Below are 21302 nucleotides of genomic sequence, written 5' to 3'. Positions count from 1 at the left end.
TTATCCCCCTCGCCGTATTGGTTTCGGTGGTGAGAGTGGGTGACATGAAGTACTCCGAGCTGGCCGAACTCTACCGGAGGCTTGAGAAGACCACGCTCAAAACGCTCAAGACGAAGTTTGTGGCAGACTTCCTCAAGAAAACGCCCGACGATTTGCTCGAGATAGTCCCCTACCTGATTCTCGGCAAGGTCTTCCCCGATTGGGACGAGCGCGAGCTCGGCGTCGGCGAGAAGCTTCTCATAAGGGCCGTTTCGATGGCAACCGGCGTCCCCGAGAGGGAAATCGAGAACTCGATTAAGGACACCGGCGATTTGGGCGAGAGCGTGGCTCTGGCTCTAAAGAAGAGGAAGCAGAAGAGCTTTTTCAGCCAGCCCCTCACGATAAAGCGCGTCTACAGCACCTTCGTTAAGGTTGCCGAGGCGAGCGGAGAGGGGAGCCAGGACAGGAAGATGAAGTACTTAGCAAATCTCTTCATGGATGCTCAACCCGAGGAGGGCAAGTACATAGCCAGAACCGTCCTCGGAACGATGAGGACGGGCGTCGCCGAGGGAATCCTGCGCGATGCCATAGCGGAGGCCTTCAAGGTGAAGCCAGAGCTCGTCGAGAGAGCCTACATGCTCACGAGCGACTTCGGCTACGTGGCGAAGGTTGCAAAGCTCGAGGGGAACGAGGGACTCTCAAAGGTCAGCATACAGATTGGGAAGCCGATAAGGCCGATGCTTGCCCAGAACGCCGCCAACGTCAAGGAAGCGCTAATCGAGATGGGCGGTGAGGCGGCCTTCGAGATTAAGTACGACGGCGCGCGCGTTCAGGTCCACCGCGATGGGGACAGGGTGATAATCTACTCGAGGAGGCTTGAGAACGTCACCCGCTCGATTCCTGAGATAGTTGAGGCTGTAAAGGCCTCCCTGAAGCCTTCTAAGGTCATAGTCGAGGGCGAGCTGGTTGCCGTCGGAGAGAATGGTCGTCCAAGACCCTTCCAGTACGTCCTCAGGAGGTTCAGGAGGAAGTACAACATCGAGGAGATGATTGAGAAGATTCCGCTCGAGCTCAACCTCTTCGACATCCTCTACGTTGATGGGGAAAGCCTCATCGACACGAAGTTCGCAGAGAGAAGGAAGAAGCTCGAGGAGAGCGTCGAGGAAAGCGATAAGATAAAGCTCGCCGAACAGCTCGTTACGAAGAAGGTTGAAGAGGCCGAGGAGTTCTACAAGAGGGCCCTTGAGCTCGGCCACGAGGGCCTGATGGCGAAGAGGCTGGACTCCATCTACGAGCCCGGAAACCGCGGTAAGAAGTGGCTGAAGATTAAGCCCACGATGGAGAACCTTGACCTCGTCATTATCGGAGCCGAATGGGGCGAGGGCAGGCGCGCGCACCTGCTCGGCTCGTTCCTCGTTGCGGCCTACGACCCCGAGAGCGGTGAGTTCGTCCCGGTGGGCAAGGTCGGGAGCGGTTTCACCGATGAAGATTTGGTCGAGTTCACCAAGATGCTCAAGCCCCTGATTGTCCGTGAAGAGGGCAAGTTCGTCGAGATTGAGCCCAAGGTCGTCATCGAGGTCACCTACCAGGAGATACAGAAGAGCCCCAAGTATAAGAGCGGTTTCGCGCTTCGCTTCCCGCGCTACGTGGCGCTGAGGGAAGATAAAAGCCCGGAGGAGGCCGACACCATAGAGAGGGTCGCCCAGCTCTACGAGCTCCAGGAGAGGTTCAAGGCGAAGCGGTGAGTTCCCAAGAGTTCTCCTCTTCGTTATTTTCCACCCTCTCACCGTTTTCCCAGGTTTCACCGTTTTCCATCGGCGTTTCTTCCGAGTACTCCTCGGCGTCGCTTTCATTCCTCCGGGCGACGGCTTTCCTCGCGTAGCTCACCGCGAATTCGAAGGCACCGTCAACCGAGTTGTGGAGGTACACGAGAACAACAACGCTTACGAGGGAAACGACGCCTGCAAGGGCTCCGCTGGTGTACAACAGTAGGAGGGGTGCATCATAGAGGCTGTGAATCAGGGCCGCCTTGAGGTAGCCCCACGCGAGGGACCCTTTGAGGGCCTCTTCCAGTGCTATCGCGGTCCAGGCAACGTGGAACATGATGACTATCGTCCTGAAGAGGGCGCCGATTATGTTCCCCATGGAGACGAGGAGTATGAAGTACATGACCGCCTCTATGAAGCCGAAGGCCAGTGCCGTTTTTATGGTGAGGTGCCACCGGGTCAGTACGCTCTCGTCCTTTTTGGCGATGAAGGGGATTAGCTTAGCGCCTTCCTCGATGGGACCCACCACGAGGGCGAGGATTAGGAGGGCCGTGGGAGTACCCCAGAACGGGTATAAGGCGAGCGCCTCGAGGGTCAGGGCAACCAGAAACGCCAAGATTCCCCAGCCCATAGCCGAGCGGAGTGGTAGGGGGAATATTGCCCTGTCCGTCTCCGCGAGCCAGGACAGCGTTTTGAGAAACACGCTAACCCCAACCGCGAGCGCGATGAGTACGTAGCCAACGACGAGCAGTACCCCGAGCATTCAACCACCGACTAACTTTTGACAGTGGTAACTTAAAGTTTTCGGTTGATTAGTTTATGTCAACTTGACCCCTACTTCCATCACGTTTTTAAGAGACCCTGCCAAAACCCACCGGTGGTTTCAATGGGAAAGAAAGATGAGCTCATCGAGGCCTTCTTCAGGGAGGGGGCAATCCTCTTCGGTCACTTCGTCCTGACGTCCGGAAAGGAGAGCGACTACTACATCAACGTCAAGAAGCTCATCACCAACCCCAAAGTTTTGAAGCTCATCGCCGAGCTAATGAAGGAGAAGGCTGAGGAACTTGGAGTCGAGTTTGACCGCGTTGCAGGCCCGGAGCTCGGCGCGGTTCCCATAGCGACGGCCCTCTCGCTCGAAACTGGAAAGCCCCTCGTAATCGTCAGGAAGAAGCCGAAGGGACACGGCACGGGGAGCCAGATTGAGGGCGAAGTGAGGCCGGGGGATAAGGTTCTCCTCGTCGAGGACGTGACAACCACCGGGGGAAGCGTCCTCCGCTCGGCGAAGGTTCTTGAGAATCAGGGGGCAAAGGTATCCGCTATCCTCGTCGTAGTGGACCGGGAAGAAGGCGCCCGCGAGAACCTCGGAGACTACCTCTTTGCACCCCTCGTCACGGTCTCAGAGCTTTTCGCCAGAAGGGACTCCATGAAGGACTGACAGAAAGGCCTCCTTTATCCTCTCCCAGAGGCTCTTCTTTTCCCTTCTCCCAAAGACCCACTCGCTCAGAACCCTTCCCGCGGTCGTTATGTCCTTTGACGCCCTCGCGTGCGGGGAGAAGGCTATGACCGGAATCCCCTCGTTCTGGCTCGCCGGAACCGCGGGGTCATGGGCAACGATTCCAACGACGGGAATGTTGAAGCTCCCCTCAAGGAAGTTCACTATGCCATCTATTACCGGCTCGGCCTCGCGAACCTTGTTTATCAGCACACCGACCTTGAGGCCGTAGGCCTCACCGAGGGCCTTGAGCTTCTCGACCTCGTTCTCCACCATCCTGTGGAATGAGTGAATCGGGCCCCGCTCCACCTCGATTATGATTAGCTGATACTCCGCCAGCCGAAACGTTGAGATTGTGTCGAAGGGAATCCCCACGGGCGAGTCAATCAGCGTAACGTCGTACCTGGTCTGGACGTCCATCACTATCTGCCTGAGCCGCCTCTGGTCTATATCTAGGATATCGTAGAGCTTTGAGCTCCCGGGGAGAACGTCAACGCCCGTTCTTACATCCCGGTATATGGACTCCTCGAGTCTTGAGTCCTCCTTCTTCAAGAGCGTGTGAAGGTTCGTTATCGGATTGTATATCCCGAAGTGAAAGGCGAGCTTCGGAAGGTAAAGGTCGCCGTCTATTGCAAGGGTTCTCAGACCTATGCCCGAGAAGTAGGTCGAGAGGTTGGCCGTCATCGTTGTCTTCCCGGCCCCACCTCGCCCAGTAACCACTATCGCAACCATAAAGCATTTCTCCCATTCCCGTTGATTCAAAGAAAATGATTGAAGGTCAAATGTAGTCCTCAAGCGTCTTGGCCTTCACCATGATGGCCGCCTTCTCGCGGCCGTAGAAGACCTCAACGAGGCCCTCGGACTCCAGCTCCCGAACGGTCTTGAGCAGGGCCGGAGCGGGCGTTTCAAGCTCCGCGCTGAGGTTCTGCAGGGCAACGGCCCTCTTCTTGGTTGCCAAAACCTTGTAGACTATATCCTTACGGCGCCCAAACATGAACCCGGCACCGATAGTAATACGCTCTCGAACTAAATAAACCTTCCGTGAACACTTTTGGCGAACGTTCAAAGGCCCATCAATGGGCAGGTTTATAAGCGGCGGCGAGCATCGCCGGCCATGAGGGGAGTTATAGAGAGGCTGAGCGACGATGGGCTGGGCGTTCTTCGGGCAGGAAAGCGGGAAATCCTCGTTCCGCACACGGCACCAGGAGACCTCGTGGAAGTCAGAAAATGGAGGAGAAAAAAGAGGAAGCTCATAGCGACTGAATTTGAGCTAATAGAGCCCTCTGGAATCAGAACCGAACCAAAGTGCCCCTACTTCGGAAGGTGCGGCGGCTGTCTGCTCCAGCACCTGCCCTATGAGGAACAGCTCCGCTTCAAGGCATCAAAACTCTCAAAGTATCTCGGTCTTGACGTCGAGGTTATTCCCTCGCCAAAGATATACGGCCATAGAAACAGGATTGATGTTGTCATTTCGACAACTGGGATAGGGTTCAGGCGCTACGGGACGTGGTGGGAGGCCGTTGACATAGCCGAGTGCCCCGTCTTCGGCGATGCGAGCAGAAGGGTTCTGAAGGCCCTGCGAGAGTTCATCGAGGACGAGAAGCTTTCACTCTACGACATACGGAAGAACGAGGGCTTTTTGAGATACATCGTCATCCGCGAGGGGAAATTCACCGGCGAGCTCATGGTGAACCTCGTGACGAAGGAGGGAGCCCTTCCGGAGTCCTTCCCTGACCACTTCCCATTTGCCACATCTCTCTACTGGAGCGTCAACAGGAGCGAGAGCGACGTTTCCTACGGCGACGTCGAACGCTTCTGGGGCGAGCCATTCATAAGGGAGAAACTCGACGACGTGACTTACCTCATCCACCCCAACAGCTTCTTCCAGACCAACAGCTATCAAGCTGTCAACCTCGTCAGAAAGGTGGCGGAGCTCGCCGACGGCGAAAGGGTTCTTGACCTCTACTCCGGCGTCGGCACTTTCGGCGTTTACCTCGCCAAGAGGGGCTTTGCCGTCGAGGGGGTCGAGATTAACCCCTTTGCAGTCGAGATGGCCAACAGAAACGCCGAAATAAACGGGGTAAACGCCCAGTTCAGGGTGGGGAGCGATAGGGACGTGGAGGACCTTTCAAACTACGACACCGTGATAGTTGACCCGCCGAGGGCGGGCCTCCACCCGAAGCTAATCCGGAAAATCTTAAAAGACGAACCGGAGAGGCTAATCTACGTATCGTGCAATCCCAAAACGCTCGCCGAGAACCTCTCGGCTTTGAGGGAGAAATACAGGATTGAGAGCGCCGTCGGTCTCGATATGTTCCCGCACACACCCCACGTTGAGGCCGTGATTGAATTGAAGAAGTTCGATACATAAACCAAAAAGACCGATACCTTAATAAGGAATGGGTGCGTAATTAGAACTTAGGTGGTGGATTATGCTGGACGAGAGGGATAAGATTATACTCGACATGCTCACCAAGGACGCGAGGACACCTTTCACGGAGATAGCGAAGGTTCTCGGCATAAGCGAGACGGCAGTTAGGAAGCGCGTCAAGGCGCTTGAGGAGGCAGGAGTGATAAAGCAGTACACCATAGTTGTGGACCCATCGAAGCTCGGCTACAACCTCGTGAGCATCACCGGGATAGACACCAAGCCGGAGAAGATTTTTGAGGTCGCCAGCAAGCTCAAGGAGTTCGACTTCGTGAGGCACGTTTACTTGACGAGCGGTGACCACATGATAATGGCCGAGATTTGGGCCAGGGACGGGGAGGACCTATCGGATATAATCTCAAACAAAATCGGCAGGATTGAGGGCGTCACCAAGGTCTGCCCGGCGATAATCCTCGAGAGAATGAAGTGAACCGAAGGGATTTCTTTTTAACTTTTGGACCGCTAGACGGTTTAAACGCTCTTTTACATGCTTCTTTCGAGAACAACAGATGAAAACGCTACCAGCAGTTTTTGTTTTTAAGACATCAAGAAGCGCTTAGAATTCTGGTGGTCCCGCGGCCCGGATTTGAACCGGGGACCTGCGGATCTACAGTCCGCCGCCACTCCCAGGCTAGGCTACCGCGGGACCCTACTGCTTGGCCCGAACCATTATCCCCGGGGCAGGTTTATAAATTTTTCCCTCCGAATATCGGCGGTGAGGAAAATGGAAGAGCCGATAACCGTCGCGGTTCCGCTCGCGAAGAGAATGATGAACGTCATGGTCACGGAAAAGCGCCTTCCAAGCGGAGACGAGGTCAGGGAATTCCTGAAGGAGCTCGGCCTTGAAGAGCTCTATATGGGCAAGGGCCTCGCCCTGCTCAGGAGCAGGGACGTCGTAGTGCTACTCTTTCCGAGAGAGAGCCTGGTCGTTGATGTAATCCCCGCGAGCGGAGAGGTGAGCGACGCGCTCGAGGTAATAGCGTACCACGACAGAAAGCTCAACTCTCTTATCCTTGAGATACTGCCCGCGAACGATTTGGAGTACGAGGGCAACATCGGCCTCGAGCCGGTGATAGTTAACCTCGAAACCGGCGAACTCGAAAGCACCCCCGTTCTGGGCGACTTCGAGGCGGAAAAGGACGGGGTTTATCTCGTCATAGACAGCGAAACCTTCGAGCGCTGGAAAGAGGCCGGAAACCTCGACACGTGCCCCCTCTGCGGCGGTGAGCTCGCGTGGCGCGGTAAGCGGGCCCTCTGTCTGGACTGCGGCTACGGTGTTAAGGTGAGGTGATTCTCATGACCCGAATAGCAAAACGCCAGCTCGTTCTCTACTCAAGAAAGGCCCACGAGCGCGGTTTAACTGCAGCATTCGGCGGGAACCTGAGCGTCCGCGTCGGGAATTTGGTGTTCATCAAGGCGACCGGAGCCGTTATGGATGAGATGACCGAGGAACAGGTGGCCGTGGTAGACCTCAGCGGAAACCAGCTCTCTGGCGTTAGGCCCTCCTCCGAGTACAGGCTCCATCTGGCCGTTTACAGAGCGAGGCCGGACGTTAAGGCAATAGCCCACCTCCACCCGCCTTACTCGATAGTCGCCTCGACCCTCCTCGAAGGCGAACTGCCGATAATAACGCCCGAGGCCGAGCTCTACCTTGGGAGAATTCCAATAGCGCCGTTCAGACCGGCGGGAACCGAGGAGCTCGCGGAAGTCACGGCAGAAGCTTTGAAGGGTGCGGACGCGGTTCTGATGGCGAAGCACGGAATCGTGACCGTCGGAAAAAGCCTGAGAGAAGCTTTTTACAAGGCGGAGCTGGTTGAGGAGAGCGCCAAGCTGTGGTACATGAGCAGGAAATGAGCGGAAAAATCAAAGGCTCACTTAACCTGCTCGAGGGCACCGAGAACTTCCCATATGATGGTCCTCGTGTGCATGGGCATGTTCGGGTCCTCGCTAATCTCCTCGAGAATGGCTATTGCATCGGCCGCCCTAACCGCGGGCTCCTTGCTCTCGTCGAGGAGAACCTCTATGGCCTGCTCGGCGGCGCGCCTTATGTTCCTGGGAACAACGGTGTCCTGGACGACCTGCTCCTTGAGAACCTGCACAATCTGCTGAATCAGCTCGCTCATTCTATCACCCCCTTTCGATTATCCTAAAAAATTGTTACTAAAATCTCCCCGGCTTATCTTAAGCTTTCCTAACTAAAAAGCTTTTCGGTTCTTGAAGTGGACTTCAGTATTCAACGCCCCTCCTCGCGAGGATTCCCTTCTGGTACGGGTGCTTTACCTCCCTCATCTCCGTGACGTAGTCGGCCAGCTCAAAGAGTTCCTCCGGACAGTAGCGACCAGTTAAAACGAGCTCGGTTTTCGGGGCTTTGCTCTTTATGAGCTCCTTAACCTCCTCGATGTCCAGCATGTTGAAACCGAGGGCAACGCAGATTTCGTCGAGTATCACCAAATCCCACTCCCCGCTTGAAACGAGCTCCTTTGCCCTTGCGAGGGCCCTCTTAACGGCCTCTATATCCTCAGGCTCCGGCTTCCCGTGAACGAACTTCGGCAGGCCGAAGGACTCTATCAGTGCACCGCACTCCTCAATCTTTTTCTGCTCGCCGTAAACCTTCGGGGCCTTCATGAACTGGACTATCGCGACCTTTCCGCCGGAGCCGAGCATTCTAACGGCAAGACCGAACGCGGCCGTCGTCTTGCCCTTCCCGTTTCCGGTGTAGATGTGAACCAAACCAAGCTTCTCCTTCCATGACATTGGAACCACCATGGATAAATCCTCCAACCCTTTAAAAACCCCACGAAACCGTTAAAAACCTGAGCATCAATGTACATACATGCCTCACGTACTTTCGATGGGTTATTTCCTTAGGGATTTGACCGTGCTCCTACTATCGCTCGCTATAGTCATCATGCTGCTCACGATTGAAAAAAGCGTTAAGAGGAATCTCCGGGTTAGCTACTTCACCAGGGTTTTTAATCTGCTCATCGGAGCGTTTCTTCTCGTCGTTGTGGCGGAGCTTATAGGAGTTCTTCTCCGCACTTCAGTCTTGTATGGCAATGAAACGTACGCAATCATACGGTCAATTCTCCTGACAATCGGCGCCCTTTTGCTATTCCTTTCCTCAGTAATGCTTTACTTGCCCTTTGCTAGGGGGCAATACGTCATCGTCCCCATAGCAACAGAGCCAAGTCAAGAAATAGCGTACGGTGCGTATTGGGGGAGGAGTGAAGCAACCGAAAGGCTATTCGTTGAGCTAACAAAGCACAGGCACCTTCCGGGAATTGCCGTCACAAGAGACCCCCCAGAGGTCTTCAGGTCAAGACTAGGGCTCAAAATCGTCCCGGTTCTCTGGGTCTCGAAGGTTAGGCACGACGAGGCCGTAGACCCCACCAGACTTCCATACCTACTTGAGAATCTCAAAGCGTTCCTTGAATCCACCAATCTAGACAAGGTCATTCTTATAGACTGCGTTGAGTACCTTCTGCTTGAAAACAAACCCGAAAGCGTTTTGAAGTTCATAGCCAGCCTGAGGGACCTTGCAACTCTCAACAGGGGAATCTTGCTCGTCTCAATAGAGCGGGAAGCCCTCGACGAGAAGACCTTTAACATGCTGGTCTCAGAACTAAAGCCAGTTGAGGAACTCGAGAAGATGCTCAGTAAGTGAGGAGTGAAGCTCCACCAAAAGCTTGTAGCCCCTTGCCCAAGGCTCGAATGGAGCCAGATTTTATTCACATCCATTGACGCCCGAGGGGCGTCGATTTAAAAGTAAACCCACGGTAAAAGAGCAATTCGATAGGTTCTCCAACTCAAAAAGGGCCAGTTGATAAGAAATGACTCGAAATTTAGCCCTCCAAAAGGAGCTACGAGCCTTGGTCAAACTTCGCACAGGCGAAGTTTGTGTGGTGCGGTGGCCGGGATTTGAACCCGGGTCACCGGCTTGGAAGGCCGGTGTCCTAGACCAGGCTAGACTACCACCGCACAGAAAGTGGTGGGGCGAGGGGGATTTGAACCCCCGACACCCGGATCTTCAGTCCGGCGCTCTCCCAGGCTGAGCTACCGCCCCATGCCCAAAGATAAGGGCAAGGAAGAGATTTATAAATCTTGCGGTGGCGAATGAACAGGTATGCACATCAAATCTTCGGCTCGACGGCGTAAACGGTCTTATCCTCCCCAATGCCCTCAATGAGACCGCGGTGCCTCCGGACACAGCTCTCACATTCACCGCAGTGAATCGGCTTTCCGTCCTCGGTGAAGCCCTTCGGCATGTAGCAGGAGTTGGAGTACTCGTACTTCGCGTCCAGCTCCTTAAGGAGCTTTGCTATACCTTTTTTGTCAAGGTTTATGAGCGGGGCAACAACCTTCACCTCGGCCATCGTTCCATAGCGAAGCATCTCGTTCATCTTCTCGACGAACTCGGGCGTGTTGTCCGGGAAAGTGGCACCTTCCTCCGCGTTGAAGCCGACTATTATGTCCCCGCCTCCGAGGGCATCGAGGAGAGAAGCGGCAACGCTTATGAGGACGACGTTACGAGCGGGAACCCAGACGCTTTTGGCCGTCTCCTTCGCCCTCTCGAAATCCTCAAGCTCCTCCGCCGTTACCTTCGGCGTCTCCCCTCCGACGAGCGTCGTTCCGCGAAGCTTTGAGAACTCCTCAAGGAAGTCGAGGCGAACTATCTTCAGCGGGACGTCGAGCTCCTTCGAAAAGAACTCCGCAACTCTGTTCGTAACGCGCTCCTCGTTGCTCCCGTAGTTGATGACGAGCATTATGACCTCGTCGTAGTTCTTCTTCGCCCAGTAGAGGCAGGCCGTTGAGTCGAGTCCACCGGAAAACAGCACCACCGCGCGCTTCATTCCAACACCTCCGGGATGGGTTTAATTCCAACTTTCATTGCACGGTTTCTAAGCTTTTTGTCGTAGCTCGCGAGGGTTCCGACTTCCTTGGCTATCGCAAGGATTACGGAGTCGTTGTAGTGCTTGAGACCGAGGTTTCCGAAGAGCTCGAAGGCCGATAGTAAATACCGCCTATCATCGACGATTTCTGTCCTGGGTTCTTCAATTATCTGCTTAATCATATCTTCAGCGTTATTCGGGGGAACACCCATTTTTGCCAGTTGCCAAATGAGCTCATAGAGGGTTATTGTAGGCACGACCCACTTATCAAGGTTCATTAAGATGTCGAGGGCCTCTTCGTGTCTCTCGTAATCCTCAAACAGGGCATAAACGAAAAAGTTCGTGTCGATAACCGCTACTCTTCCCATGTCAACGCCTCCTCTATGGACTCCTCAATCATTCTTTCCATCTCTTCGAGGCTGTACTTTCTGCCCAGGCGGTAGGTCTTCCACGTTCTCTTTGCCCTTTTGATAACTATCTCATCCCCCCTCAGCTCAACGGTGAGGTATTCGCCCTGCTTTATGCCCAAAGCTTTTCTAATCTCGGCCGGAATCGTTATCTGGTAGTTCCGGGTTACCTTCGTGACCGGCATAGTAGTTCACCATAGTATAGTAGACTTTCCTCCTATAAAGTCCTTTTGGCCAGAAGGAGTATGGGACAAAAATAGAATACCTCATTCAAGGGCGAGACCAACTATCTCCTCCACGCTCGAAAAGCCCTCACTCTCGAGGTAGGCTTCGATGCCCTCATTGATTTCCCTGAAGACCTTCCAGCCCCTGAGCGAGACTGCAGTTCCAATCTGAAGCGCCGATGCACCAGCGAGGAGAAACTCAACGGCGTCCTGCCACGTTGTTATTCCGCCAATGCCTATCACCGGAACCTCGAGGGCCTTCGCGAGGTCGTAAACAGCTCTGAGCGCGACGGGCTTAACGCCGGGCCCGGAGTAGCCTCCAACGCGGTTGCTGAGGATTGGTTTCCTTGCGTAGATGTCAATTGCAATCGCCTTCAGAGTGTTTATCGCCGAGACGGCATCTGCACCGGCCTTCTCCGCCGCCAAGCCGAGCTTCGTGATGTCGTCTATGTTCGGCGTCAGCTTCGCTATAACCGGCTTATCGGTGGCGTCCTTGACGGCTTTCACCACCTCGTAGACGTTCTCCGGGTTCTGACCGATTTCCATGCCATAACCTTTGGCGTGGGGACAGCTGAGGTTCAGCTCGAAGGCATCGGCAACGTCACTCAGCTTTTCAGCTAAGAAGGCGAACTCCTCAGGCGTTCCGCCGAAAATCGAGACTATCAGCGGGAAGTCAAAGGTGTAGCCCTCAACCATCTCAAGGAAGCCCTTCCAGCCCGGGTTTGGCAGGCCCATCGCGTTTATCAGACCGTAGGGAAGCTCGACGATGGTGGGGTTGTCGTAACCTTTCCTTGGCTCGATTCCGATTGATTTCGTAACGACTCCTCCAGCACCTTCCTCGTGCGCTCGAATCCACTGCTCCGGAACCTTGTCGTTGATTCCCGATGCGAGAATGAGCGGGTTCTCGAACCTTATCCCAAAAAGCTCGACCTCAAGGCTCGCCATCTCGACACCTCAAAGGCAAAAAGAGGGAGGAACTTTAAGCCTTTTGGATTAGTTCCAGCATCTCCTCGCCGTAGTGGAAGACGCCCGGAAAGCCGCCGGTGTGGATGAAAAGCACGGTTTCGCCGAGTTCTCCCCTCTCAGCCAGCTCCATGAGGCCGTAGAAGGCCTTTCCGGTGTAGACCGGGTCGAGGATTATTCCCTCGCTCGTGCCTACGAACCTTATGAGCTCGGCGACCTCCTTCACTATCTTTCCGTATGCTCCAAAGCCGTAGTCGTGGATTTCCGGCTCGGGAACTTCAACGCTGACGCCCATCAGTTCCGACGCCTCAAGGGCGAGTTTCTTCACGCGCTCTCCCAGGCCTTCAACGAAGCCGCCGACGTCCATGCCGACGACCTTCCAGGGGGCCTTCACGAGGACCGAGCCAAGGAGCAGACCTGCCAGAGTTCCTCCACTGCCGACGGCGTCAACGACCGAGTCGAACTCAACGCCGAGCCTTGTCATCTGGGCGTGGATTTCCCCAACGGCCCTCACGTAGCCGAGCGTTCCAACCGGGGAGGCTCCGCCGGCGGGAATGAGGTAGGGTTTTCTGCCCTCTTTTTTCAGCTCTTCGGCGACCTTTTGAGCAATCGGCCAGAGCTCGCTCGTCTTCTCGACGCTGTAAACCCTCGTCTCGATTCCCATGAGCTCGTCGAGGAGGTAGTTGCCCTTGAGCTCTTCCTTTCCCCTTAGAACGAGAACGGCATCTAATCCGAGGCTCTTGGCAGCGAGAGCGGTAACGAACGCGTGGTTGGAGTGAACGGCACCGGTTGTTATGACCGTGTCGCAACCCCTGGCTATCGCATCGCCGAGAAGGAACTCGAGCTTCCGGACCTTGTTTCCGCCGATTCCGAAGCCGGTCAAATCGTCGCGCTTGACGTAGACGTCAACCCCGAGCCTTTCGCTGACCTTCGGAAGGTACTGAATCGGGGTCTCCCACTTTATCAGCTCAACCCTCGGGAACCTCGCGAGAAGCGAACCTATCTTTGGGTGCATCGGAACCACCGTTAAGATTTGGGTAGAAACGTTCAAAAGTTTAGCGGCGGCGGGCGCGCCCGGGGGTGGGAACCCTCCGCCGCGCCCCTCCACCGGGGCTCCCTCACCCCCGCTACCCCGGGAGCGCCGAACGTCCCGCCTACCGCTGCTCCCTTCCGGGCCTGGCGGGGTTCGGCGGGCAAAGGGCGTTAGCCCGGCCCTCCAGCCGGACCTCGCCCACCGCCGGCCCCCCGGGACGAGGGCTCATCGTTACACCCCGGCTTCGGGGCGCGGTTTTGGGAACCGCCCCCCGGGCTTCGGCCCCGGCATATCGGCGGTTTCCGGTTACAGGGGACGCCGAACCCCCCGGCCTAGCCCGCCGCCAACGTTAATTTCAGGGCCGGATATATAAAGGTTTGGTAGGCTTGGATACCGAAAACCTCTTATTTTCTGAGATGTTGTAGTAACAAGGGGGTATTATGAAAAGGATGTTGCCCTTTATAATCGCACTTATTCTCTCATCGCTGGCTGTTCCGGTGGTTAATGCCGAGAGCGGCCCCCTGTGGGCAAAGAGTTACGGCGGCAAATATGGAGATATTGCTAATGCGGTTGCCGTTGCTCCAAACGGAGACATTATCATTGCTGGGGGCACTGACAGCTTCGGTGCTGGCTCTGCGGATGTTTGGGTTCTTAGACTTGATAGTGAGGGCGATGCGAGATGGAGTAAGACCTACGGTGGATTGAGTAATGATTATGCCAACGCCCTCACCGTTGCCCCCAACGGGGACATCGTTATCGCTGGGAGTACTAAAAGCTTCGGTGCTGGAAGTTATGACGTTTGGGTTCTTCGGCTTGATGCCGAGGGTAATGTAAAATGGCAGAAGACTTACGGTGGCTCCGGGTGGGATGAGGCCAAAGCCGTTGTCATTGCGCCAAACGGAGACATAATCGTGGCGGGATACATGGACGGCGACGTATGGGTTCTTCGTTTGGATGAGAATGGAAACGTAAAATGGCAAAAAACCTATGGGGGGAGTGATGAGGAAGATGCATACGCGATTGCTCTGACTCAAGACGGAGGCATCATCGTAGTTGGCCATACCTACAGCTTTGGCACAGGTGCTCCCGTTTATTCCAACGTCTGGGTCCTCAGCTTGGATGAGAACGGTAGTGTAAAGTGGCAGAAAACTTATGGTGGGTTCAAAAATGATGAGGCTTATACAGTTGCGGTTACCAAGAACGGAGACATCGTTGTAGCTGGGTACACCGAAAGTTTTGGTTCTAGAAGGGAAGATGTTTGGGTTCTTCGGCTCGATAGTGATGGAAACGTTAAGTGGCAGAAAACTTACGGTGGAGATGGCAATGAGAGGGCTTACGGGGCTGTGATTGAAAAGAATGGGGATATCACCATTGTAGGCGGCACTAAAAGCTTTGGTTCTGGCCGTTATGACGTTTGGATTCTTCGACTTGACGCTAATGGTAAGGTAAAATGGCAAAAGACTTACGGAGGGTCCAGCAGTGATTGGGCCTATGCGGTTTCCATCGAACCCGGGGGAGACGTTACTGTCGCGGGCTGGACTGTGAGCTTCGGCGCCGGTCGTGGGGACGCTTGGGTCCTCAGGCTTACTCCTGGCGACTTTTCGTGGTTTAAGTCGAGTTTCGGGTTCTCTAGTGAAGGTTCAAACGCTCGAGTAATGGATACCAATGCTCAAGTCGAAACTTCTAGTGCTCTGGAAAGTATCCCAAACATTGAAGTCAAACACTCCAAAGCTGAAGTTTTAAGCGAAGGGATAGTGGTGGAGACACAGTATCCCTCCAATGAAAGAGTTCTGACGGTTTTAGTACTCAGCATTGGTTTTATGATGGGAATAACTCTTTACGGGGCTCGCAAGAGAAAGGGGCCCCAACCAGAGGGCTAAACGCCTTGCAAGCTTACATCTTTCTTTTGAAAGCCTCGCCATTCAGGCAGGGAGCGGTCAGAAACTCTACTCAAACTACGGCCAACCAGAACGGTCGTTAGACTCACATGCAGTCTCAAACAAGACCTGAAACAGATGGATTTGAGTTCTTTTCCTTTTCTCACGTACATCTCGGCTCGAAAACCAAAGGTGAAGAACCTTCGGGTTGAAAAATTTTCATAAACAAAACGAAGCATCCATTCATAGGTGACCGTTAATGCGCCTCAATGAACATCCTGTTCTCAGGTTTGAACGTGGCAGGGAGGTTACAATATACTTTGAAGGGAAACCCCTCAAAGCCTACGAGGGCGAGATGATAGCGACAGCTTTGTACGCCGCGGGAATCAGGGTCCTCAACTACTCCCCGAACGAGAAGCGCCCGAGGGGCCTCTTCTGCGCCATCGGCAAGTGTTCCTCCTGCCTGATGGTCGTCAACGGGATTCCAAACGTCAGGACGTGTATAACCCTCGTCGAGGACGGCATGAGGATAGAGCGCCAGCACGGAAGGTCCAGGCTCCCGACTAAGGCCAAGCCGCCGGAATTCAAAGATGCGAAGGTCGTTAGAGTGGATATCATTGTAGTAGGCGGCGGCCCCGCTGGGCTGATGGCGGCAATTCACGCATCGAGGGCCGGGGCCAAGGTCGTTCTCATAGACGAGAACCACATGCTCGGCGGCCAGCTCGTCAAGCAGACCCACAAGTTCTTCGGAAAGCGTGAGCAGTTCGCGGGAGTTAGAGGAGTGGAAATCGCGAGAATCCTCGAGGAGGAGCTGAGGAAGAGCGAGAACGTCAAAGCCTTCCTTGAAACCTCAGCGGTTGGCATCTTCCAGGAGGGCGAAGAGAAGCTCGTCCTGGCGGTCAGAAAGGAGCGCGAGCTGATAGAGTTCAGGGGAAGGGCAGTTATCGTCGCCACCGGCGCGATGGAGAGGATGATTCCCTTCGAGAACAACGATTTGCCCGGGGTTTACGGCGCCGGAGCAATCCAGACGCTCATGAACACCTATGGCGTCAAGCCCGGAGACAGGGTTCTCATCGTTGGAGCGGGAAACGTGGGGCTTATCCTCGCCTACCAGCTCATACAGGCCGGCGTCGAGGTGAAGGCGATAGTAGAGGCCATGCCCAAAGTCGGCGGCTACTTCGTCCACGCGGCGAAGGTCAGAAGGCTTGGAGTTCCAATACTCACGAGGCACACAATCCTCCGGGCCGAAGGAAAAGAAAAGGTCGAGAGGGCCGTTGTGGCCCAGCTCGACGAGAACTGGAGGCCGATTCCGGGAACCGAGAAGACCTTCGAGGTTGACGTCATAGCGCTCGCCGTTGGCCTGAGGCCCAGCATTGAACTGCTCCACCAGGCCGGCTGTCAGATAAAGTACGTCCGCGAGCTGGGAGGCCACGTGGCGGTTCGCGACGAATGGATGGAAACGACCGTTCGGGGAATCTTCGTTGCGGGAGATTCGGCCGGAATTGAGGAGGCAACCACCGCGATGCTCGAGGGCAAGATAGCGGGAATAGCGGCAGCGCTGAGGCTCGGAATAGCGGACGAGAGCTGGGTTGATGAGATAGAGAAGGCCCAGCGCGACCTCGACGAGTTCCGCTCCGGGCCCTTCGGCAGGCATGTAGCGGAGGGGATTAAAAAAGCACTGGTGGTGGGAGAATGAACGTTTCACTTGGGCACATCTTTCATATGGCACCGTTTTTAGGAGTTTACAAACCCATCTCGCCCGAAGGGCAATTTCGAGGGGTAAACAACGAGTCGTTGGCATTGGTTAGGTGCCCAAACAAAATTGGGCAGATTTTGAGAGTTTCTACTTTTCCGCCAGCGCTTGCGAAGCAAGGGCTGTGGGAGGCGAGAGCATGAACGAGATTCCTGCTTACCTTCAGAGGGGATACATAACCCCGGAGGAGTTGTTCTCAATAATTCCGAAGCCGAGCGAGGAGAGGCTCAGGAAGAGACCCGTCGCAGTTCCTGAGTGCCCGCAGGAGATACCGTGCGCCCCGTGCAGGGAGATATGCCCGACGGGCGCAATAAACATGCCCACCCCGAACGACCTACCGATTGTTGACTACGACAAGTGCATCGGATGCTCCCTCTGCGTCCAAATCTGTCCAGGCCTGGCGTTCTTCATGGTGCACTACGTCGGCGACAAAGCGCGCATAACGATGCCCCACGAGCTTCTTCCGGTTCCCGAGAAGGGCGAGGAGGTCGTTCTTCTCAACAGGGTCGGCGAGCCGGTCGGAAAGGGGAAGGTAATTACCGTCGTCCCGAGGGAGAAGAGCAAGGGCGACACGCCGATAATCGTTGTTGAGGTGCCAATTGAGCTGGCCTGGGACGTTCGGGCGGTTAAGGTGGTGAGAGAATGACCGGAAAGAAAATCGTCTGCCGCTGTAACGACGTAACAGTTGAAGACGTCGAGAGGCTCATAGATTCAGGCGTCACGGACATTGAGGAAATTAAAAGGCTCCTCCGCGTCGGCATGGGGCCGTGCCAGGGGAGGACGTGCATTCCAATCGTAATCTCAATCCTCGCGAGGAAGACCGGGAAGAGGCCCGAGGAAATACCGCTCCCGAAGGCGAGGGTTCCGATTCGACCGGTTCGCGTAGAGGTCATCGTGGGTGGTGCCGATGAGTAGAATCGCGGTAATCGGAGGCGGAATAATAGGGGTTGCCACGGCCTACGAGCTGGCCAAGCTCGGCGAGGAGGTGGTCCTCTTCGAGAAGAACTACTTCGGTTCGGGCTCCACCTTCCGCTGTGCCACTGGAATACGCGCCCAGTTCACGGACGAGGCTAACATCAAGCTCATGAAGCACTCGGTTGAGCGCTGGGAGAGGCTTGAGGAGGAGCTTGGGGCGGATATAGGCTTCAACCAGACCGGCTACCTGTTCTTAGCGACGAGCGAAGAAGAAGTTGAGGCGTTCAGGGCCAACATAAAGTTGCAGAACCGCTTCGGCGTCCCGACGAGGCTCATCGACATGGACGAGGCGAAGGAGATAGTGCCAATCCTCAACACCGAGCCGTTTTTGGCGGGAGCATGGAACCCAAAGGACGCCAAGGCGAACCCATTCAAGACGCTCTTCGCCTATCTGCGGAGGGCGAGGGAGCTTGGCGCTGACGCGCGCGAGCACACAGAGGTCGTTGGACTTGAGCGTGAGGGGGACACTATAACCGCCGTAAAGTTCAGGAGCAACGGGAAGGTTGAGAGCGTTAAGGTTGACGCTGTCCTAAATGCTTCCAACGCCTGGGAACCTCTAATCAACGAGATGGCGGGCTTAAGGCGTGACCTCGTTCCGATTAAGGCCTACAAGCACCAGCTAGTCAAGACCGAACCGCTTGAGAGGGGACAGGCCGAGCCTTTGGTGTGCCCGCCAGCGTGGGAAGACGCCTACATAATTCAGGACGGCGAGGACGGCGGAATCATCTGCGGTGCGGGGATAGAGCACGAGGCGAAGAGCTTAGAAGATGTTGAGCCGACCTACGACTTCCTGCGCGGGGTCCTCCGCTACGCAGTGAGAATCGCCCCTCCGCTCCGCTACGCCCACGTTGTAAGGCAGTGGGCCGGCTTCTACGCGAAGACACCCGACAGCAACCCGGCAATCGGGAAGCTTTTGGACAACTTCTACATCGCGGCGGGCTTTTCTGGCCACGGCTTCATGATGGCGCCGGCCGTTGCCCAGGCCATGGCCGAGCTAATCTCGAAGGGTCGTTCTAAGGCTCCCCTGGACTGGGAGTGGTACGACCCGTACCGCTTCGAGCGCGGAGAGCTGAGAAGCTCGGCGTTCCAGATTGGGTGAGCTTTTTCTCCGGCTTTTCCTTTTAACATCCCTCCGTCAAGAAAAAGGTTATAAATCGAGCCGATTAGCACCGTGAGGGTCGTCATGAGAATCGTCTTCGACATAGGTGGCTCTGTTCTCGTTCCCGAAGACCCGGACGTCGAGTTCATCAAGGCGATAGCGTACGAGCTCATCAAGATAAGCGAGGACCACGAGGTAGCGGTGGTTGTCGGCGGTGGAAAGGTGGCGCGCAAGTACATAGAAGCCGCGAAGACCTTCACGCCCAACGAGACCTTCAAGGACTACATAGGAATCCACATCACGAGGGCGAACGCGATGCTCCTCATAGCGGCGCTCGGCGAGAAGGCCTATCCCTTCGTCATTCAGGACTTCCGTAAGGCGTGGGAGGTCATACAGCTCAAGAAGATACCGATAATGGGCGGAACTCACCCAGGCCACACGACCGATGCCGTCTCGGCCCTCCTCGCCGAGTACCTTCAGGCCGACCTTCTGGTGGTTGTCACCAACGTGGACGGCGTCTACGACTCCGACCCGAGGAAGAACCCGAACGCGAAGAAACTCGACAGAATAACCCCTGAACAGCTCGTCGAGATTGCGATGGAGGCCGAGAGTAAAGCTGGAGGAAGCGGCGTCGTCGATGCCTTGGCGGCGAAGTTCATCCAGCGCGGGCGGATAAGGACATACATCGTCGGCAAGAAGGACGCCTATCACCTCTTCGACGTGGTCAGAGGGAAGCACAGCGGGACTGTGGTGGAGCCTTGAAGTCTTTCTTTTGATTTTGGTTGCTGACTAATTTTGCTGAGCCAAAACGTTTTTATCATTAAGCCCGGTAATATACAGCCATGTGCAAGATGGCGCACTTCGGGAACTGCGACACTGAGACAGCAGACCAAGAGTACTGCATTTTTCATAAGCCAAATAAGAGTGGGGAGGAAGCTGTAGAGTTCTATAAAAAGTTCTTAGATAGATTTAAGCCACATGTTGAAGAGATTGAAGTTGATGGAAGGAAAATAAAGAGATTTGTTTTTGAAAAGCCTGTGGATGCAAGAGGTTTTGTTTTCCCAGAAATTCCAGACGTGACGATTGAATATAAGGACAAGAAAGGCAACGAGTGGAATCAGAGATTTACGTTTGAAAATGCAGTATTTAAACATGAAATAAATTTAAGTAACTCAATATTTAAGAGCAATATGTATTTTAATTTTCATGATGTAACCTTTAGTGGAGTGCTAAAATTGCACAAAACAAGACTGTATCCGGGGTTAGATTTTTCCGGAAGCACATTTGAAGAAAATGTTGAAATTGTAACTGATTCCCCCTCAGGAATTTTGATATTTAATAACTGTATTTTTGGAGGAGAACTAGTCCTCATAGAATCTACTCTAGAGGGGATTTTAGGAGAAAACATTGAGTTTACTAAGATTGGGTTAACGTTTTGGGATTCTAAGTTACAGAATATTGTACTCAAGAATATCAACGCCTTCTCATTAAGTATAAATGATTGCATCATCGGCAAAGAATTCGTTATAACCAACTCAAAAATTGTGGCAGGTGACTTTTCAGGTTCTCAGTTTACGGGATTTCTTGAACTTCATAACTGTAAAATCGACGAAGCAAACTTCTCTGAATTATATGTGGGTCTTCGTTGCAATTTTGAAAACATAATATTCTTGAATAACTCCGACTTCTCAGCTACAACTTTCAACGGGTATGTCTATTTTACGGACTCTGTTTTTAAGGGAGACGTCTCCTTCGAGGGAGCTTCATTTAATGAGCCTGTATCTTTCCAGGGGAAACCTAAAAATGAAAAATTCAAATTCTACGGAAAGCTCGATTTTTCTCATGTGGACATCCGAAAAGGCATTGATATTGACATCCCAACTGAATGGTTCAAACTCCCCGAAGCGGAAATCGAAGCTCGTCGTGTCCAACGTCTCAGTTACGAAAAAGAGGGCAAACGCGACGAAGCCGATAGAATGTTCGTCCTAGAAATGAGAGCTAAGAGACGTGCACGCTTACAAAACGCAAGGAGCAAGTTCGAGCAGATTAAAGCAAGACTCCATAACTTTGTTGAATGGCTTTTAGCAGATTTGCCCTCAGAATACGGCACGAACTGGGTTCGCCTGTTTTTATTTTCGCTTTTGGTAATCATTGGAAACACCATTCCCTACACAATATGGAGCAACTTCATTAAGGGATTCCCAAAAACCTCAAACATTGTCATCCGTTTCGCCAACGCCCTCTACTACTCCCTCGTCACCTTCACGACCCTTGGCTACGGGGACATGCATCCTACCGGCTGGCTCAAGGCTCTGAGCGCCCTTGAAGCCTTAACCGGAGCCGTCTTTATGGCCCTCATCGTCGCGGTGATAGCGAGGAAGTGGATGCGCTGACTCAACCCTTTTATATTCTCTCGT

At 54.3% G+C, this 21302-nt stretch carries 24 protein-coding genes, 3 tRNA genes and 1 other RNA gene; 14 read left to right on the top strand and 14 right to left on the bottom strand.

Features of this window, described 5'->3' with window-relative positions; genetic code table 11:
• Positions 1-44 precede the first annotated feature (44 nt).
• Positions 45-1724, top strand: coding sequence for an ATP-dependent DNA ligase (locus tag BD01_RS07560; RefSeq protein WP_042693257.1), 1680 nt, complete (start codon positions 45-47; stop codon positions 1722-1724).
• On the opposite strand, the gene BD01_RS07555 is transcribed toward BD01_RS07560, so the two are convergent.
• A complete protein-coding gene (locus BD01_RS07555; protein WP_042691574.1) occupies positions 1708-2508 on the bottom strand; it encodes a PrsW family glutamic-type intramembrane protease in 801 nt (266 codons plus the stop codon). The genes BD01_RS07560 and BD01_RS07555 overlap by 17 nt on opposite strands.
• A gap of 123 nt (positions 2509-2631) precedes the next feature.
• Between BD01_RS07555 and pyrE the strand changes: the two genes are divergently transcribed.
• On the top strand, positions 2632-3180 hold the full coding sequence (pyrE, locus tag BD01_RS07550; protein WP_042691571.1) for an orotate phosphoribosyltransferase: 549 nt from the start codon (positions 2632-2634) through the stop codon (positions 3178-3180).
• Here the strand turns inward: pyrE and BD01_RS07545 are convergent.
• Complete coding sequence (locus BD01_RS07545) at positions 3142-3969, bottom strand: MinD/ParA family ATP-binding protein (protein WP_042691569.1); 828 nt, start codon at positions 3967-3969, stop codon at positions 3142-3144. The genes pyrE and BD01_RS07545 overlap by 39 nt on opposite strands.
• A gap of 46 nt (positions 3970-4015) precedes the next feature.
• Complete coding sequence (locus tag BD01_RS07540; protein WP_042691567.1) at positions 4016-4231, bottom strand: hypothetical protein; 216 nt, start codon at positions 4229-4231, stop codon at positions 4016-4018.
• Between the two features lie 120 nt (positions 4232-4351).
• Between BD01_RS07540 and rlmD the strand changes: the two genes are divergently transcribed.
• Entirely contained in the window at positions 4352-5608 is a 1257-nt protein-coding gene (gene rlmD / locus BD01_RS07535) for a 23S rRNA (uracil(1939)-C(5))-methyltransferase RlmD (RefSeq protein WP_042691565.1), read from the top strand.
• Positions 5609-5669: 61 nt separating this feature from the next.
• Positions 5670-6095, top strand: a complete 426-nt coding sequence (gene lrpA / locus BD01_RS07530; RefSeq protein ID WP_042691562.1) for an HTH-type transcriptional regulator LrpA — start codon at positions 5670-5672, stop codon at positions 6093-6095.
• A 138-nt stretch (positions 6096-6233) separates the two neighbouring features.
• On the opposite strand, the gene BD01_RS07525 is transcribed toward lrpA, so the two are convergent.
• Positions 6234-6311 (bottom strand) — tRNA-Tyr (locus BD01_RS07525).
• A gap of 78 nt (positions 6312-6389) precedes the next feature.
• Here BD01_RS07525 and BD01_RS07520 point away from each other — a divergent pair.
• Together BD01_RS07520 and BD01_RS07515 are read left to right on the top strand one after the other, a co-directional pair.
• Positions 6390-6956: a hypothetical protein gene (locus BD01_RS07520; RefSeq protein WP_042691557.1), complete on the top strand. Its 567-nt coding sequence runs from the start codon at positions 6390-6392 to the stop codon at positions 6954-6956.
• Between the two features lie 5 nt (positions 6957-6961).
• Entirely contained in the window at positions 6962-7519 is a 558-nt protein-coding gene (locus BD01_RS07515; RefSeq protein ID WP_042691553.1) for an aldolase, read from the top strand.
• Positions 7520-7536: 17 nt separating this feature from the next.
• Here BD01_RS07515 and BD01_RS07510 read toward each other — a convergent pair whose 3' ends face one another.
• Both BD01_RS07510 and cobO read right to left on the bottom strand, forming a co-directional pair.
• The gene (locus BD01_RS07510; RefSeq protein ID WP_014122777.1) at positions 7537-7788 is read right to left on the bottom strand and encodes a UPF0147 family protein; all 252 of its coding nucleotides are present in this window, start codon (positions 7786-7788) and stop codon (positions 7537-7539) included.
• Positions 7789-7891: 103 nt separating this feature from the next.
• Positions 7892-8419, bottom strand: coding sequence for a cob(I)yrinic acid a,c-diamide adenosyltransferase (cobO, locus tag BD01_RS07505; protein WP_042691549.1), 528 nt, complete (start codon positions 8417-8419; stop codon positions 7892-7894).
• Between the two features lie 154 nt (positions 8420-8573).
• Here cobO and BD01_RS07500 point away from each other — a divergent pair, with 154 nt between their 5' ends.
• Positions 8574-9329 (top strand): DUF835 domain-containing protein, encoded by a 756-nt coding sequence (locus tag BD01_RS07500; RefSeq protein WP_245599212.1) that lies wholly within the window; start codon positions 8574-8576, stop codon positions 9327-9329.
• A 236-nt stretch (positions 9330-9565) separates the two neighbouring features.
• Here BD01_RS07500 and BD01_RS07495 read toward each other — a convergent pair.
• The 8 genes from BD01_RS07495 to ffs all read right to left on the bottom strand — a co-directional run bounded on the left by BD01_RS07495 (position 9566) and on the right by ffs (position 13524).
• Positions 9566-9643: transfer RNA gene (locus tag BD01_RS07495), tRNA-Gly, on the bottom strand.
• A gap of 8 nt (positions 9644-9651) precedes the next feature.
• Positions 9652-9728 (bottom strand) — tRNA-Phe (locus BD01_RS07490).
• Between the two features lie 67 nt (positions 9729-9795).
• A complete protein-coding gene (queC, locus tag BD01_RS07485; protein ID WP_042691543.1) occupies positions 9796-10515 on the bottom strand; it encodes a 7-cyano-7-deazaguanine synthase QueC in 720 nt (239 codons plus the stop codon).
• A complete protein-coding gene (locus tag BD01_RS07480) occupies positions 10512-10922 on the bottom strand; it encodes a PIN domain-containing protein (protein ID WP_042691539.1) in 411 nt (136 codons plus the stop codon). Before BD01_RS07480 ends, queC begins: the two co-directional genes overlap by 4 nt.
• A complete protein-coding gene (locus tag BD01_RS07475; protein WP_042691536.1) occupies positions 10910-11146 on the bottom strand; it encodes an AbrB/MazE/SpoVT family DNA-binding domain-containing protein in 237 nt (78 codons plus the stop codon). Before BD01_RS07475 ends, BD01_RS07480 begins: the two co-directional genes overlap by 13 nt.
• 81 nt (positions 11147-11227) lie before the next feature.
• The gene (locus tag BD01_RS07470) at positions 11228-12130 is read right to left on the bottom strand and encodes a dihydroorotate dehydrogenase (RefSeq protein WP_042691533.1); all 903 of its coding nucleotides are present in this window, start codon (positions 12128-12130) and stop codon (positions 11228-11230) included.
• A gap of 34 nt (positions 12131-12164) precedes the next feature.
• Positions 12165-13163, bottom strand: a complete 999-nt coding sequence (locus BD01_RS07465) for a pyridoxal-phosphate dependent enzyme (RefSeq protein ID WP_042691531.1) — start codon at positions 13161-13163, stop codon at positions 12165-12167.
• A 47-nt stretch (positions 13164-13210) separates the two neighbouring features.
• Positions 13211-13524, bottom strand: an RNA gene (gene ffs, locus BD01_RS11190) — signal recognition particle sRNA.
• A 97-nt stretch (positions 13525-13621) separates the two neighbouring features.
• Between ffs and BD01_RS07460 the strand changes: the two genes are divergently transcribed.
• From BD01_RS07460 to BD01_RS07425, 7 genes are all read left to right on the top strand, one after another.
• Complete coding sequence (locus tag BD01_RS07460; protein WP_042691528.1) at positions 13622-15061, top strand: Kelch repeat-containing protein; 1440 nt, start codon at positions 13622-13624, stop codon at positions 15059-15061.
• A 256-nt stretch (positions 15062-15317) separates the two neighbouring features.
• Positions 15318-16754 carry an FAD-dependent oxidoreductase gene (locus tag BD01_RS07455; RefSeq protein ID WP_042691524.1) on the top strand — a complete coding sequence of 479 codons (1437 nt, stop codon included), beginning with the start codon at positions 15318-15320 and terminating at the stop codon, positions 16752-16754.
• Positions 16755-16950: 196 nt separating this feature from the next.
• Entirely contained in the window at positions 16951-17457 is a 507-nt protein-coding gene (locus tag BD01_RS07445; protein ID WP_042691518.1) for a 4Fe-4S dicluster domain-containing protein, read from the top strand.
• A complete protein-coding gene (locus tag BD01_RS07440) occupies positions 17454-17726 on the top strand; it encodes a (2Fe-2S)-binding protein (protein ID WP_042691515.1) in 273 nt (90 codons plus the stop codon). The genes BD01_RS07445 and BD01_RS07440 overlap by 4 nt, the downstream gene beginning before the upstream one ends.
• Positions 17719-18885, top strand: coding sequence for an NAD(P)/FAD-dependent oxidoreductase (locus BD01_RS07435; protein WP_042691512.1), 1167 nt, complete (start codon positions 17719-17721; stop codon positions 18883-18885). Before BD01_RS07440 ends, BD01_RS07435 begins: the two co-directional genes overlap by 8 nt.
• A gap of 84 nt (positions 18886-18969) precedes the next feature.
• Positions 18970-19647, top strand: coding sequence for a UMP kinase (gene pyrH, locus BD01_RS07430; protein ID WP_042691509.1), 678 nt, complete (start codon positions 18970-18972; stop codon positions 19645-19647).
• A gap of 80 nt (positions 19648-19727) precedes the next feature.
• A complete protein-coding gene (locus BD01_RS07425; RefSeq protein WP_042691506.1) occupies positions 19728-21278 on the top strand; it encodes a potassium channel family protein in 1551 nt (516 codons plus the stop codon).
• The last annotated feature ends 24 nt before the right edge of the window (positions 21279-21302 follow it).

The sequence above is a fragment of the Thermococcus nautili genome (assembly GCF_000585495.1).
GTDB lineage: Archaea > Methanobacteriota_B > Thermococci > Thermococcales > Thermococcaceae > Thermococcus > Thermococcus nautili.
This window is presented reverse-complemented; position numbering and strand designations above follow the sequence as displayed.

What these genes read in the sequence shown, in the direction of transcription:
- BD01_RS07475 (WP_042691536.1), bottom strand. Translation starts at nt 11,146, where the DNA reads ATGCCGGTCACGAAGGTAACCCGGAACTACCAGATAACGATTCCGGCC.
- pyrE (WP_042691571.1), top strand. Translation starts at nt 2,632, where the DNA reads ATGGGAAAGAAAGATGAGCTCATCGAGGCCTTCTTCAGGGAGGGGGCA.
- BD01_RS07500 (WP_245599212.1), top strand. Translation starts at nt 8,574, where the DNA reads ATGCTGCTCACGATTGAAAAAAGCGTTAAGAGGAATCTCCGGGTTAGC.
- queC (WP_042691543.1), bottom strand. Translation starts at nt 10,515, where the DNA reads ATGAAGCGCGCGGTGGTGCTGTTTTCCGGTGGACTCGACTCAACGGCC.
- BD01_RS07435 (WP_042691512.1), top strand. Translation starts at nt 17,719, where the DNA reads ATGAGTAGAATCGCGGTAATCGGAGGCGGAATAATAGGGGTTGCCACG.
- lrpA (WP_042691562.1), top strand. Translation starts at nt 5,670, where the DNA reads ATGCTGGACGAGAGGGATAAGATTATACTCGACATGCTCACCAAGGAC.
- BD01_RS07460 (WP_042691528.1), top strand. Translation starts at nt 13,622, where the DNA reads ATGAAAAGGATGTTGCCCTTTATAATCGCACTTATTCTCTCATCGCTG.
- BD01_RS07445 (WP_042691518.1), top strand. Translation starts at nt 16,951, where the DNA reads ATGAACGAGATTCCTGCTTACCTTCAGAGGGGATACATAACCCCGGAG.
- BD01_RS07540 (WP_042691567.1), bottom strand. Translation starts at nt 4,231, where the DNA reads ATGTTTGGGCGCCGTAAGGATATAGTCTACAAGGTTTTGGCAACCAAG.
- BD01_RS07520 (WP_042691557.1), top strand. Translation starts at nt 6,390, where the DNA reads ATGGAAGAGCCGATAACCGTCGCGGTTCCGCTCGCGAAGAGAATGATG.
- BD01_RS07465 (WP_042691531.1), bottom strand. Translation starts at nt 13,163, where the DNA reads ATGCACCCAAAGATAGGTTCGCTTCTCGCGAGGTTCCCGAGGGTTGAG.
- BD01_RS07560 (WP_042693257.1), top strand. Translation starts at nt 45, where the DNA reads ATGAAGTACTCCGAGCTGGCCGAACTCTACCGGAGGCTTGAGAAGACC.
- BD01_RS07545 (WP_042691569.1), bottom strand. Translation starts at nt 3,969, where the DNA reads ATGGTTGCGATAGTGGTTACTGGGCGAGGTGGGGCCGGGAAGACAACG.
- BD01_RS07515 (WP_042691553.1), top strand. Translation starts at nt 6,962, where the DNA reads ATGACCCGAATAGCAAAACGCCAGCTCGTTCTCTACTCAAGAAAGGCC.
- cobO (WP_042691549.1), bottom strand. Translation starts at nt 8,419, where the DNA reads ATGTCATGGAAGGAGAAGCTTGGTTTGGTTCACATCTACACCGGAAAC.
- BD01_RS07425 (WP_042691506.1), top strand. Translation starts at nt 19,728, where the DNA reads ATGTGCAAGATGGCGCACTTCGGGAACTGCGACACTGAGACAGCAGAC.
- BD01_RS07555 (WP_042691574.1), bottom strand. Translation starts at nt 2,508, where the DNA reads ATGCTCGGGGTACTGCTCGTCGTTGGCTACGTACTCATCGCGCTCGCG.
- BD01_RS07510 (WP_014122777.1), bottom strand. Translation starts at nt 7,788, where the DNA reads ATGAGCGAGCTGATTCAGCAGATTGTGCAGGTTCTCAAGGAGCAGGTC.
- BD01_RS07455 (WP_042691524.1), top strand. Translation starts at nt 15,318, where the DNA reads ATGCGCCTCAATGAACATCCTGTTCTCAGGTTTGAACGTGGCAGGGAG.
- pyrH (WP_042691509.1), top strand. Translation starts at nt 18,970, where the DNA reads ATGAGAATCGTCTTCGACATAGGTGGCTCTGTTCTCGTTCCCGAAGAC.
- BD01_RS07440 (WP_042691515.1), top strand. Translation starts at nt 17,454, where the DNA reads ATGACCGGAAAGAAAATCGTCTGCCGCTGTAACGACGTAACAGTTGAA.
- BD01_RS07470 (WP_042691533.1), bottom strand. Translation starts at nt 12,130, where the DNA reads ATGGCGAGCCTTGAGGTCGAGCTTTTTGGGATAAGGTTCGAGAACCCG.
- rlmD (WP_042691565.1), top strand. Translation starts at nt 4,352, where the DNA reads ATGAGGGGAGTTATAGAGAGGCTGAGCGACGATGGGCTGGGCGTTCTT.
- BD01_RS07480 (WP_042691539.1), bottom strand. Translation starts at nt 10,922, where the DNA reads ATGGGAAGAGTAGCGGTTATCGACACGAACTTTTTCGTTTATGCCCTG.